10 protein-coding genes and 1 pseudogene are annotated in these 13,502 nt (G+C 33.8%); 3 read left to right on the top strand and 8 right to left on the bottom strand.

Translation table 11 applies throughout. The annotated features are described in order from the left end of the window. Positions 1-132: 132 nt before the first annotated feature. From POF52_RS26590 to POF52_RS26580, 3 genes are all read right to left on the bottom strand, one after another. The gene (locus tag POF52_RS26590) at positions 133-1,128 is read right to left on the bottom strand and encodes a LacI family DNA-binding transcriptional regulator (RefSeq protein ID WP_271996493.1); all 996 of its coding nucleotides are present in this window, start codon (positions 1,126-1,128) and stop codon (positions 133-135) included. A 190-nt stretch (positions 1,129-1,318) separates the two neighbouring features. After that, positions 1,319-2,743 carry a sugar porter family MFS transporter gene (locus POF52_RS26585; protein ID WP_271996490.1) on the bottom strand — a complete coding sequence of 475 codons (1,425 nt, stop codon included), beginning with the start codon at positions 2,741-2,743 and terminating at the stop codon, positions 1,319-1,321. A 178-nt stretch (positions 2,744-2,921) separates the two neighbouring features. Further along, positions 2,922-3,974: a Gfo/Idh/MocA family oxidoreductase gene (locus tag POF52_RS26580; RefSeq protein ID WP_271996487.1), complete on the bottom strand. Its 1,053-nt coding sequence runs from the start codon at positions 3,972-3,974 to the stop codon at positions 2,922-2,924. A 707-nt stretch (positions 3,975-4,681) separates the two neighbouring features. Here POF52_RS26580 and POF52_RS26575 point away from each other — a divergent pair. Then, positions 4,682-4,822 carry a hypothetical protein gene (locus POF52_RS26575; RefSeq protein ID WP_271996484.1) on the top strand — a complete coding sequence of 47 codons (141 nt, stop codon included), beginning with the start codon at positions 4,682-4,684 and terminating at the stop codon, positions 4,820-4,822. A gap of 714 nt (positions 4,823-5,536) precedes the next feature. On the opposite strand, the gene POF52_RS26570 is transcribed toward POF52_RS26575, so the two are convergent. From POF52_RS26570 to POF52_RS26555, 4 genes are all read right to left on the bottom strand, one after another. Next, on the bottom strand, positions 5,537-6,442 hold the full coding sequence (locus POF52_RS26570; RefSeq protein ID WP_271996481.1) for a DMT family transporter: 906 nt from the start codon (positions 6,440-6,442) through the stop codon (positions 5,537-5,539). 334 nt (positions 6,443-6,776) lie between these two features. Further along, positions 6,777-7,901: an aminotransferase gene (locus tag POF52_RS26565; RefSeq protein ID WP_271996478.1), complete on the bottom strand. Its 1,125-nt coding sequence runs from the start codon at positions 7,899-7,901 to the stop codon at positions 6,777-6,779. A 21-nt stretch (positions 7,902-7,922) separates the two neighbouring features. After that, entirely contained in the window at positions 7,923-8,978 is a 1,056-nt protein-coding gene (locus tag POF52_RS26560) for an ornithine cyclodeaminase family protein (protein ID WP_271996474.1), read from the bottom strand. 207 nt (positions 8,979-9,185) lie between these two features. Continuing rightward, a complete protein-coding gene (locus POF52_RS26555) occupies positions 9,186-10,571 on the bottom strand; it encodes an MATE family efflux transporter (RefSeq protein WP_271996472.1) in 1,386 nt (461 codons plus the stop codon). Between the two features lie 270 nt (positions 10,572-10,841). On the opposite strand from POF52_RS26555, the gene POF52_RS26550 reads away from it, so the two are divergent. Further along, positions 10,842-11,720 (top strand): LysR family transcriptional regulator, encoded by an 879-nt coding sequence (locus POF52_RS26550; RefSeq protein WP_271996469.1) that lies wholly within the window; start codon positions 10,842-10,844, stop codon positions 11,718-11,720. A gap of 115 nt (positions 11,721-11,835) precedes the next feature. Here POF52_RS26550 and POF52_RS26545 read toward each other — a convergent pair whose 3' ends face one another. After that, positions 11,836-12,999, bottom strand: a complete 1,164-nt coding sequence (locus POF52_RS26545) for a M20 metallopeptidase family protein (protein WP_271996467.1) — start codon at positions 12,997-12,999, stop codon at positions 11,836-11,838. Between the two features lie 281 nt (positions 13,000-13,280). On the opposite strand from POF52_RS26545, the pseudogene POF52_RS26540 reads away from it, so the two are divergent. Then, positions 13,281-13,502: pseudogene (locus POF52_RS26540) on the top strand (YfcC family protein); the annotation flags it as partial.

The following is a 13,502-nucleotide window of genomic DNA, read 5'->3' as shown; positions in this document are numbered from 1 at the left end:
CTTTAACATGTTTTAATTCGTCCCTCCTTACGACCATAGAGGACTAAATTTTTATTAGTTTGTTTAATTAAAGAAGGTAGTATACGGTTTAAGTTTGTTTTTGGTACCTAGAAAATTAGAAAAGTATTTTGACTAAAAACAAGCTGTTGATTGTCTAATAACTAGTTCAGGAGATAGAAGTAAGCGTTCTTTATAAGGCTTAGAATCCTCCATTTCTTGAAGTAATAAATCAACTACTTTCGCCCCCATCTCTTTTATAGGTTGAGAAACCGTGGTAAGCATGGGAGAAGTGGTAGTAGATAGCACAGTATTATCAAATCCCACAATTGATAAATCCTCTGGAAGGTTTAGATTTGCTTCTTTGGCTGCCTGTATGACGCCAGCTGCTAATAAGTCATTACAAGCAAAGATAGCAGTAGGTTTGTCGTCCAATGAAAGAAGCTTCTTAGCACTCTCATATCCTTTTTGGATGGTAGCTTCTGTTTTTATTATGTATTCATCTCTTATAGGAAGTTTTGCTTCTTGAATTGTATCTTTGTATGCTGCTAAACGTGGTGTATTACTTCGCACATCTTCTGAAATAATCCCAATTTTCTTATGTCCTAAAGATAATAAATATGAAGTAGCTAAGTATCCACCTTTATAATCATCAACTGTTACGGTATTCATAGACAAACTGGGTATTTCCGAAGCTATTAAGACACTAGGTACTCCCTTATTTATCATCTCTTCAAGTAAATGCGTACTTCTAAAAGCTGAGGCTACCACTACGCCATCTACTCGTTGACTAGTCAACAAAGATAGGTATGTCTTTTCCTTTTTTACATCATTATCTGTATTGCACATCATAACGTTTAATCCTATTTCATGACTGCGATCTTCAATACTTCTCGCTATTTCTGAATAAAAAGGATTAGATATATCTGGAACAAGCAAGCCGATCAATTTTGTTCGCTTCCCTCTTAAAGAAGCCGCAGCAGCATCAGGCTTATAATTAAGTTTCTCCATTGCTATGAATACTTTCTTTTTCGTCTTTTCGCTAATTTTTCCTGTATGATTGATGACTTTTGAAACTGTTGCTATTGAAACCCCTGCTTCTTGAGCCACACTGCGAATAGTTATTTTCATAAAATTCCTCCTTTCACTCAGGTATTTAGTTTATAAATAGGTATGTATTACGATGGGTTAATTTTATTTATTATAGCATATAAATTATCCCCTTTAATAAACAGACAGCTTTGCCTAAAACAAAGCTGTCTACCATTTTCTATGCGCCATATATAATTTTTGTACATATTAAAGAATGATTTTTAATAAATCATCTTGCTTGTTTGCTCTCTAATTCTTGATCATCATAGGAACGAAAATAGTATTCGAGTTCTTCAAGTGATTTTCCTTTCGTTTCTGGTAAATACCTATTCACGAATGCGATTGCTACTAATCCTAATACACCAAATACCAGAAAAGTAGTAGATAAGCCTATAGTGCTAAGTAACACAGGGAACGACAAACTGATTAAGAAATTAACAATCCACATCCAAAATACACTAAAACCCATACCAAGACCACGCATCCTTAACGGAAATATTTCCGCCAGTGTTAACCATGTTACAGGTCCTATAGCCCCTTGCATGAAAGCTAAAAACACAACCGTTAAAGAGAGAACGATGTAAGGAAGTGCCGCGGAACCATTGAGAACAAAAGAGAAAAAACCAATGAGAAAAAGAGACGCGGTAGTACCACATAAGCCGATAATCAACATTGGCCGTCTTCTCACTCTACCAAGCAACCAGATTCCAACCAGCATCGCAACTACCGAAATAACACCATTTGCAATGTTTCCAATTAACGCTGCTTTGGTTCCCCATCCTGTATTCTTAAGTATTTCTGTTCCATAGTACATAATAGCGTTCACACCGTTAATTTGATTAACAATAGCAATTCCAATTCCTAAAAATAAAATGCGGCGCACCCAAGGAATAGACAAATCTTTAAAACTAGACTTTTCTAATTTGGACTCTTCGTCAACTGACGATTTAATTTCTTTCAGTTCTATATTTGCCTGATTTTCCTCCCGGATTTGTTTAAGCACTCTTAAGGCATCACCTATTTTACCTTTTGATGCCAGCCAACGAGGACTCTCTGGAACGATTAACATTCCAAACCATAAAACAACAGCTGGTAATGATGCAATAACTAACATGAACCTCCAGACATGCCCTACATCTCCTAATACATTGCCCAAGATTGCATTGCACGTAAAAGCTAAAAACTGACCTGTAACAATCATTAATTCATTTTGTGTAACAATCTGTCCTCTTGTTTCAGCTGGTGACATTTCAGCTAGAAAAGTTGGGACAGTTACAGATGCACCACCTACAGCAATTCCCAAAATGAACCGACAAACGACCATTAACGTAGTATTTGGAGCAAAGGTGCATCCAAGGGTTGCTATAAAAAATAACAGTGCTAGATATAAGATGTTTTTACGACGACCGTTATAATCTGACAAACGTCCGCCAAATAATGCACCAAAAGCTGCACCTAATAAAAGGGAACTAGCAACGAGTCCCTGTGTAAACGGATTTAAATCAAGTTGGTTTGCCTCTGACATATACGGTAATGCCCCATTTATAACGCCAGTATCATATCCAAAGAGCAGACCACCAAATGTGGAAATAAAGGCAATTTTCCTTACCATTCTTTTAGGGTCTTGTTTCTTCCCTTTTGTCTCTATGTACATCCATTTTCCTCCTACCCATATCAAACATAAAAAGTAATGTTTACGAACTTATAAAGTTAGTAGAAAACTAAATCATTGATAACGTTTACATTATTGAGAGGAACAATTTTCTATTATTTAGAGGGGGCTTCGGAAAACAAATACTAGTACCCCAATAGGTGATAGCATGGCTATTAAATCATAAAGATGATGGTACAACTTTGTAAGGAGATTGCACTGAAACCAGTTCTCCTGTTTCAAATGATTCTTTGCAAGCGTATCCTAAAGCAGTGGACAATACTCCATCTTCTACTGTGACGTTGGGCTGTCTATTTTCTCTAATACAAGAGATAAACTCTTCAACTTCACTTAAGTATGCCTGTTCAAATCGTTCCAAGAATCCATCTGAACATTCTTTTATCGCTCCATTTTCATCAAATACAGTTACCATATTCTTTTCTGGGGTTGTTCCGATTCTTAAAGTCCCTTTTGTACCGATGATTTCTGTTTCAATATGATATCCGTGTGCACAGTTACGACCCGCAACGAAAATACCCATCGTGTCATTTTCAAATTTCACCAAGGCAGCACCCGTCTCTGCGTCATTTAATTCTTTAATTTCAGGATAGCCATAAGACCCACCAATAGCCCATACTTGTTTAGCTTCTGAATTTAAGTACCATCTAGCTAAATCCAAATCATGGATAGCCATATCTAAGAATAGGCCACCACTATAATTGTTCTTAGCAAATGTCATGAACCCATCAATTGCTTTGGTAGGATCAAGACCATAGCAACGAATCAAAACGGGATCTCCTATTTTTCCTTCTTCAATTTGCTTTTTTGCGTATGCATATGATTTGTCATATCTTCGCATAAACCCAACCATAAAAACCTTATCCGCATGTTTGTTAACGACTTCTTGTACCTGTAACGCTTCTTCTAAATACAAACCAAGAGGCTTTTCACTAAAAACATGTAACTTAGCACTTAAGGCCTTTTCAATTTGTTCACAATGAAAACCCGATGGCGAAGCAATAAGAATGGCATCTAGCTCTTTGTTCTGTATCATATCGTCATAATTAGTATAGGCGTATTTAACTCCCCATTCTTCCTGGACCTGTTCAGCCTCTTCTTTGATTACACTGCAAACGGCCAGTAATTCACAATTTGGGATTCGGAATGCCAAATTTTCTGCATGTTTTCTTCCCAATCTCCCTAATCCGACGATTCCAACTTTAACTTTTTTCATTATTGATCACTACCTTTCAAGAATTTAATTAGAATATTCAGAAATAAAAACATAAAATAAAAAAAGAAAACGTTTTCCTTATGTTTTTTATTATAATTAGCTTCTTGTAACAAAGTCAACATTTTTCGAATCGAAATGATAAATCCTTATTTAACAGTATATTTTTACTTAATATAGGTGATTAACCATCAGTGGATGTGTTCAATTTTAAACCTATGTAGATTTTTATAAGAAATAAAATAATCGAATTAAGGAAAACCTTTTCCTTAATTCGATTATTAACAATTCAAAAAGTTGGTTAATGTACCGTCTTGTTATGAAAGAAAAACCTATAAAAACATTATGGTAAATAAACATGTATACTTTTGCGAACAGCTAATTTGATTTTATTCCAATTCTTTGACATATAAAGACTCATTCTAATTACTTAATTTTTTTAACTATTTATAAGAATTTTTCATGATTCCCCTAACTTCGTTATGAAATCATAATATTCTGTTATTTTCAGTTTAATTTGTAAGCGTTTTCTTTTATAATGATAATTAGGTTGGGTAGCAAGCGGGGTTGTCACTGTATATGGCGTAGGCGGGGCCAGTACAAGATAAAAATAGCTTATCATACAAAATACTTTGTTAATTTGTATGTATAAGAGATTGCTAGTTAGGTAACAATAAAAAATAGGAGCTTATACAAAGGAGGTCGTACTATTGAGCGAATATAAACAAGTTTTCTCTACGTTTATTAAGGAAGAACGGTTTGACTTACCTTCATACCTTACTTATCTATTTATCAATGAGTGCCGGGAGGATGTAGTAGATCTGTTAGACCAGGAACATGTAAATCACTAAATTGCTAAATATGAAAAGCTGAAAGGATAACTAATAATGAATAGAAAAATTTTGTAGGTGACTTTATCTTTCTCCACTGAAAGATAAAGTCACCTATTGGTGTTTCTTCTAAAGAATCATCCTTATTAGGGAAATTACAACTTCTGCTTTTTATCATTTACTCTTAGTGTCGACAAATATGGGCTTTTTCTAGAAAGTGTGTAAAAAGTAAAACTTCTTTCGATAATAAGAGTTCGTATTGTTCCAAAAACCGTTCGTAAATGTCATCTGTTAGATTAGAGTCGTTCGTATATTATTTATATACATAAACGAACGCAAATAAGCGTTTGCCAAATGAAATTGGATTTTGTCCGTAAAAGTATACTTTTACGGAAGGTACACTTAATTCTTTTTCAAAAGCCATAGGGATAAAGTCAAAATTTTCTTTGAATCTTTTTAACGTTGTTGAACGAAAAAGTAAATTAATCCTTTTTATGAATTAATTTACTTTTAATTCAATCTTAACTATATTTTAATGTTTTGCTATGCATTATGGATTATAATGGAATTGTTAAATCAATCATCTTTCTTTTAACTTGCTTTCATTATGAAGCAAGTCTTTTTTGTTTGTCATCCCAAAGCTCAAGATAAACATATAGCTTGATACGCTATGAACTTATTTCATCAATATTATTATGGCTTAATTTAAATTTGAAGGTAAAGTTGCCTATTCAATTATCCTTTAAAATTACTAGGTGTCTTTGTCCATATTGGTTGTAATTTGATTTCCATTATGACTAATGAAAACATAACAAGGATCCCACCCAAAAGTAATTTGACTGTAAATAATTCAAAGCCAAAAGCGATTGAGAAGACGCTTCCAAATAGAGCCTCAAGCATTAAGATTAGTGCAGCAGAGGTCGCAGAGGTATGCTTTTGAGCTAAAACTTGGATAGTTTGAGCAGCAAATGAACACATTATTCCCATATATAACAAGGGAACAATTGCTGCAGACCAATCAATATAAACAAATTGCGCCCTCTCACTGACTAGACAAAATAGTAATCCACCAATTGCTTGTACCATTGCCATCATAAAGGATACGATACTTACATCCACATCCTTAGCTCCGTAACTTAAATACACAATGCAACCTGCACAAAATAATGCACAAACAAGGGAGTAAATATCACCTACATTTATTGTTAATCCCTTGTTTATTACCCCAGTAAGTATGGCCATGCCAAATAAACAAAAAGCAATAGAAATCCAACTTTTTATCTCTATTTTCTTCCGATAAATCCCCCAGACTATAATTGGAACAATAACTACATATGCTGCTGTAATAAAGGCGCTATTTGAAGGAGTGGTATATTTAATACCTACAGTCTGTGTAATATAACCTCCAAAATTAAGCAATCCTACGACTAATCCTACTTTGAATTCTTTTAAATTCATTTTGCATATCTTCTTATAAAAAAAGAGAAATATAAAAAAAGCAAAGATTAGTCCTCGAAAAAAGTTAATAAACCCTGCAGGTACATTGGCATCTAAAGCAAATTTTGTTGCTACAAATCCAGATCCCCACAGCACGGCTACTACTAATAATAAAGCGTTTGCAATCAGTTTTGTCATTTTCATATAATATAGCTCCCTTCTCCCTAGTAAAAACTGTCTTAGAGATAAAGATAGTTTTTACTTTTACTAAACTAAACTTGTTATGTACTACTCTTAAGTTTGTCAAAGACTAGTAAGGAACACAACATGCTCTGCGTAGAAAAATCAATGATTTTATGTATTAAGCTTTTTTCTTATGAATTCGTGTGAATTCATCTCTTTGTTCATCCTTAACTTTTGGTCAATAAAAGAATAAGTATAGCAAAAAATACGCCTACCTAGCACGCGTAAATTAAAGATCACCCTATAAATAATAAGGTGATCTTTAGATGCAAATTAAAAGCTAATTTGATATATATTATTTAAATGTTTGTAGATATTCAGATACTTTTTCAAGACCTTTTTGTAATGTTTCTGTTTTACATGCATATCCAATTCGAACATGGCTTTCAATGTCGAAACAAGATCCAGGTGTTAAAAAGGCACCATTTGCTTTAAAAAGACCTATGCAAAAATCTTCTGAAGACACAGGCAAATCATATTTAAGCATCGCAGTCGTTCCCGCACGTGGTTTAACATATGAAATTAACGGCTCCTTCTCCACCCACGCATCTAAGATAGATAAGTTCTCCTTAATTAATTTACGATTTCGATCCAAAATCTTGTCATAACTCTTTAATGCCTGAACAGCTAAAATATCGTCTAACATGCCGCAACTAATTGTTGTGTAGTCACGATGATGAAAACAATCGGTGATGACTTCTTTTGGAGCTGCAATCCATCCCAGACGTAGACCAGCTAACGAAAGTACTTTAGACATACTAGACGTGCTAATTCCTTTTTCGTAAATGTCAACAATAGATGGAACATGTAAGTCATCTTCTTGTAGGAGTCGACGATATACTTCGTCACAAAGAATATATGCATCACAAGAACGTGCAACTTCTACAATCTCTTCGAGCATTTCTTGTTCAATAATAGCACCGGAAGGATTATTAGGATTATTAAGGATAATCAATTTTGTTTTTTCATTGACTAATGATTTTAACTCATTTACATCAGGTAAATAGTTATTTTCTTCTCTTAAAGGTAATAAGTCTACCTTAGCACCAAATGAAGCAGGTACTTCATATAATTGTTGATATGTTGGGTGAACAGCAACTACATGATCACCTGGTTGAATTAATGAATAGAGCACTAAAAAGTTTGCACCAATTCCTCCATTAGTAACTAATACATTTTCAGCATTAATTGAATCATATAATCCTGCCACTAATTTTCTGAAATCTGGAGATCCTTCAATGTGTCCATATGTTAATTGGTTTTTCCCTAGTTCAATTAGAAATTTTTCTGGGTCTGTACCGTCAAGTGAAATGAGTTCATTAACTGTCATTGACTCTACACATGTCTCTGCAATATTGTATACAGCTTCCATTTCATATAAGTTCATCCACTGCTCTACTGCAAATGTTTTAATATTCATAGTAAAATCTCCTTTTGAATTTTAAAGTGTTGTTAAAAGTCCTACTTCTTTTTCAGCAGCTTTCTCTAGTAAGTAGTTCGCTGTTATTAAATCTTGTAAGGAAATTCCCGTACTATCAAAAATCGTTATATCTTCATTAGATACTCGTCCATTTTCTCTATTTAAAATGACGCTTCCTATTTCAGCTTTAATTTGATCTTCAGTAATGATGCCTTTTTTATAAGGAATTTCTGTCTCCCCTACACTAATGGCTTGACCTATATCGTCAACAAAGACTCGTGTACTTGCAAACAAGTTCTCATCGATTTCTTGCTTTCCTTCCATATCTGCTCCTACACAAGAAATGTGTGTTCCTGGTTTTACCCACTCTTTCTTTATCATTGGTGCTCGAGATGGAGTAGCTGTGATAATGATGTCAGCTTGCTCTGTAGCTTGTTGAATATCTTGTGTTGGTTCAAAGACAATATCAATTCGTTTCAGCATCTGAGCATAAAACTCTTTATCATGAGATTTATATGGAGCAAGGAGTCCTAATAATTTATCTTTTATAGATTTACAAAACTCGTTAGCCTGGTCAAAGGAAAGAGCATTATAAACTGTTACTTTTTTGATGTTTTCCATATTCATTAATGTAGCGATGATTTGGAAAGCTCCTAAGTGACCTGATCCAACCAACAACAGATTTTCTGAGTCTTTTCTAGCTAGATATTTTGCTCCGATGCTTCCTGCAGCCCCAGTGCGCATCATGGTAATATGTTCCCCACTCATAATTCCGAGTGGTGCACCAGTACGGCTATCAAGTACTAAAACTGTTCCTACAACTGCAGGTAAACTTTTAGAAGGGTTATCTCCAAACCAAGAAACTAGTTTTAATCCAAAAATATTAGCTCCTGTTAATTCCCCAGATTTAATATCCATATCTGCTTTTCCTGGCTCAAATTCGTGAAAGACCATTGGAAATAAAGAAGCATCTTCTTCGGCCTTTAGTTTATATGCTTTTTCTACGAGACCTATTGTTGTTCTCATATCTAATAAGTCCTGAATTTGTTCTTGATTTAAAATTCTAAATGGGAACACATTTATTCCTCCCTTAACCTTTTGTTTATTTAAAACAACGTTATACTGAGTTCTTTTTAAATTTATCACAGCTTAAAAGACGGGAAAAATTAAGATATTCTATGGTATCCATAAGAAAAATTTAGTCATATATTTTTAAAAAGAGTCTTAATAAAAAAGGCTCACGAACATTAATAAAATATTCGCGAGCCTTTTTGAGATTAAAAATTATGGTTGCTCTTCCAAATATAGATTTTTTTCCTTAACAGTATTGAAATGTAATCGTTGTAAATAAAATAAGCGCCATAATAGAAAAATAGCTGCACAAGCTAAGCCAGAAATTAATCCGATCCAATAACCAGAAGCTCCTATAGACGTATAATTAGCTAATATATATCCAAATGGTAGACCAATACCCCAATAAGCTAGTAACGTACTTATAAAGGAAATATTAACGTCTTTATATCCCCTTAAAGCTCCTTGAACTGGGGTCGCAATAGCATCAGACAATTGAAATAAAGCAGCAAAGAGTAGAAAACCTTCAGCCACTTTTTTGATATTCGTGTCAGATGTATAAATGCTGACGATAGAGTGATTCCAAATGACTATAACTGTAATATAAAGAACCGCAAAGATAAGGGCAGCTCCTATCCCTATAAAGCTATACGTACGCGCTTCTTTAAAGCGCTTTGCTCCAGCTTCAAACCCCACTGAAATAGTTAAAGCTAATGCAATACTATAAGGAGTCATATAAAGTAAAGCTTGAAAATTATTTGCAATCTGATGAGCAGCAATTGTATTCGTATCAAATTGACTCATTAGAATAGTGACTGCTGAGAAAACACTTGATTCGAAAAAAATAGAAAAGCCAATAGGTATACCTATTTTTAAGATTTGTTTCCACGTTCTAAAATGGAACGGTAAGAATTTTTTAAACACTTTATATACCGCAAATCGAGGAATTTTAGAAATAACTAAAATAGAAATAGCTAGCATACACCAATAAGTTAAAGACGATGAAATAGCTGCACCATACCCTCCTAGCTTTGGAAACCCCAGATTACCAAACATAAGACAATAATTTAAAAATAAATTAATAGGGATAGAGCACAGGGTAATCATCATTGTTATTTTTGTCTGCCCTAAAGCATCCATAAAACATCTAAGAACCGTATAAATAAACAAGGGAATAACGCCTATAGAGATCATTACTAAAAATTTATAAGCGACTTCATATACTTCTGCTTCTAGATTCATCGAATCTAAAATGAAAGGTATGCTAATGGCTCCTAACCCAATAATAATGAGTCCTAGTGTAATTGCTAAGTAAACTGCTTGCACGATAAAAGGTGCCACATTACTACGCTTGCGTGCTCCTACATATTGTGAGACAGTAGGGGTTACTGCCAATAGAATTCCTGCTAAACCTGTACTAATTGCTGTCCATATACTTGCTCCAATCGCAACTCCTGCTAAATCTTTTGAACTTACATGACCTGCCATTGTTGTATTAAAGAATTGCATAGCAAAAAGAGAGGTTTGAGTCACAAAGATGGGAATGAATAGTCCAAAAAACTGTTTTAATTTTTGACTAACCGTTTTTGTCTGCTGCATCTAAACACTCTCCTTTCACCCATAACTATTAAAAAGCCAATTAGTTCAATATAGTTAAAGGTTGTTATATAAAAAATAAAATTCTAATGTCTTTGCTTTCATGTATATCTTTTGCTAATATAAATACCAGTTAACTTACGCCCTTATCAAATTTATCATAGGTTAAAATAACAAGAAAATTGATTAATTTAATAGTAACCATAAGAAAAATTTAGTGATGCATTACATTTTTCAGCTTACTTGTTATTTTCCTGTGTGAAAGGAAAAATAATGGAACTTAGAAACTTAAAAACCTTTCAAGTTGTTGCCGAGCATTTAAATATGACAAAAGCAGCTAAGATTTTAGGGTATACACAACCGACTATCACGTTACAAATTAAAGTGCTAGAAGGAGAATTGGGCCATTCACTATTTACTCGTATTGGTAAAAAAACGTTTTTAACGCCAGCAGGTAAAAGACTGCAAATTCACACAGATAAGTTGTTTCGTGTCGTTGATGAACTAGAACGAGACCTAGAGGAATTAAATGGTCCATCTGGAACTTTATCTATTGCTGCATCAGAATATTACTGCAGTCACTATTTATCAAGTTTAGTAAATGCTTATATAAAGCTGCACCCTCAAGTCAAACTAAAATTACTTCCAGCAAACAGTTTAGAAGTTATAAAAAAAGTACTTAATAATGAAGCTGATATGGGAATAATTGCTTGCGAGTGTAATAGTCCAGATATTGAGCAATATGTTCTTGGAAAAGAGAAAGCAGTACTTGTAGTATCTGCAGAAATCTTTAAACAATATACTGGAGAAGAGATTTTAAGGGATTATCCTTTTCTCTCTTACCATGGAAGTTGTAGTTTTGATACTGTCATTCAGCAATGTTTTTCTGAGATGAACTATAACCCAACAACAACAATAGAATTTGGGGGGAGCGATGAAACAATTAGACGTGCTGTGCTTAATCAAACAGGTGTTGCTTTGTTAGGGGAGAATGTTATAAAAGAAGAGCTAGTCAATGGTACCCTCGTTCCATTACATTATTGTACTCAAGAAATTGAGACTTCTTTAATTTATTTAAAGGATCGAGGAGAGGGCCCTACTATACACTCTTTTAGTGACTTATTAAAAGATACATGGCAAGCTACAATATAATTTAAATTTGAAATTGAATCTGTTAGCTAATAACTCCCTAATGAGGTAATTTAAGGGGTTATTAGCTAACGATTAAATACCAGTTTAAGCATAGAAGGATAAACTAGAAAGCTATTTAAATTACATGATTTTTATAATTAAGTGCAATTTTAATTAATAAATTTATCGCTGTTTCTAATGCATCTTCATCTATATCGAACTTAGGATGGTGATGCGGATAGCTGCTTTTTTCTCCTCCAACTCCTACAAAAATAAAGGCTCCTTTTCTTTCAGCTAAATAATAAGAAAAGTCTTCAGAGGCCATGGTTGGTTTTAAGGAGACAAAAGTTTCAGATCCATATAATTTTTTAACTATATCTTCTACAAATAGACTTAGCTTCTCATCATTTATTAAAGGAGGTACTCCCCCAAGTATATCTAAATAACCCTTAGCACCAAAGCTATTGCAAATTCCTTCAACGATATTCTCCATTTCTTTACGTATCTTGTACCTTATATCATGGGATAAAGTTCGTATCGCTCCGTACATAGAAACATGGGCTGGAATGATATTATATGAATCCCCAGCTTCAATCTTACCAATTGAGATAACTGCTGGCTCTAAAGTGTCAATTCGTCTACTAATGATAGATTGTATAACGTTAACAATTAAGCTAGATATGTATACAGAGTCTATAGTTTCATGCGGCAGACCACCGTGTCCCCCCTTACCTTCAATACGAATATGAAAGTCATCTACTGACGCCATCATTGCTCCAGAGCATATCCCCACTTTTCCTTTTTGAAGAGGTTGCCACAGATGAATTCCAAAAATGGCATTAACATCTTCTAATACCCCTTGTTTAATCAAAAATTCTGCCCCACTTGGAGAGATTTCTTCAGATGATTGAAAGATAAACACAATATTTGCTTCTACCTTATGTCTATTTTCTGATAGCCATTTTGCAACTGCCAACAAAATAGCCATATGTCCATCGTGTCCACAGGCATGAGAAATCCCATATTTCTTTGAAATATACTTCTTTTCACCTTCCTCGACAATAGGCAATGCATCCATATCGGCTCTCAGTGCAATGGTTGTTGAACCTTTAGTTCCATTTAGATAACCAACTACATTTGGAGCTTGATAATCTAATAAGTCAATTTCCATTTCTCTTAGCTGTTTTTTTATATATTCACAGGTTTCAAACTCTTGACCAGATAATTCTGGATACTGATGTAAATATCGCCTATGTGTAATAGCCCAATCTGACAATTTATTTAGTGTGACGGTATCCATGTCCCTTCCCCCTAACCAACTTTTGATTATTGATGAAAATATAAAAGTGTTATTTATTGTTAAATAGTATACTAATCATCCACTTACAACTAATTGAAAAGTTTTATTATTAGCATTAATAATTTTTATGGTTTCCTTCTTTCTAAGCAAAACTATTAATTTTCCTTATCGTAATCATAAAGCTTTTTAATTAGTAAAGATGACTGAATAATTTTACTATTTAGTTAAATAAAAAAAGATCCGAGAGTAATGTAATAAATAATATATGGGGGGAATATCGCTTGGTTCAATTACAAGAAGGTAAAAAAGAAACAAAATTGGCGGTACGTAAAAGTAAAACAATTAACGTATTTGTTTTACTACTATGTGTTCTTTTCATAGCTACTTTACTAACGCATATCGTTCCATCAGGGGAATTTAACAGAGTTGAACAAAATGGTCGTGAAATCGTAGATGCTCATTCCTTTAAACTAGTGGATCAGTCACCTGTTCAGTTTTTAGAC

It is taken from the genome of Priestia sp. AB, from assembly GCF_028369225.1.
GTDB classification, from domain to species: Bacteria; Bacillota; Bacilli; order Bacillales; family Bacillaceae_H; genus Priestia; species Priestia megaterium.
The sequence above is the reverse complement of the archived record's forward strand: the minus strand, read 5'-3'. Positions and strand labels throughout refer to the sequence as shown.

Bases quoted from the DNA above. Each gene is read 5' to 3' on its own strand.
- POF52_RS26590 (WP_271996493.1), bottom strand. From the start codon at position 1,128: ATGAAAATAACTATTCGCAGTGTGGCTCAAGAAGCAGGGGTTTCAATA.
- POF52_RS26585 (WP_271996490.1), bottom strand. From the start codon at position 2,743: ATGTACATAGAGACAAAAGGGAAGAAACAAGACCCTAAAAGAATGGTA.
- POF52_RS26580 (WP_271996487.1), bottom strand. From the start codon at position 3,974: ATGAAAAAAGTTAAAGTTGGAATCGTCGGATTAGGGAGATTGGGAAGA.
- POF52_RS26570 (WP_271996481.1), bottom strand. From the start codon at position 6,442: ATGAAAATGACAAAACTGATTGCAAACGCTTTATTATTAGTAGTAGCC.
- POF52_RS26565 (WP_271996478.1), bottom strand. From the start codon at position 7,901: ATGAATATTAAAACATTTGCAGTAGAGCAGTGGATGAACTTATATGAA.
- POF52_RS26555 (WP_271996472.1), bottom strand. From the start codon at position 10,571: ATGCAGCAGACAAAAACGGTTAGTCAAAAATTAAAACAGTTTTTTGGA.
- POF52_RS26550 (WP_271996469.1), top strand. From the start codon at position 10,842: ATGGAACTTAGAAACTTAAAAACCTTTCAAGTTGTTGCCGAGCATTTA.
- POF52_RS26545 (WP_271996467.1), bottom strand. From the start codon at position 12,999: ATGGATACCGTCACACTAAATAAATTGTCAGATTGGGCTATTACACAT.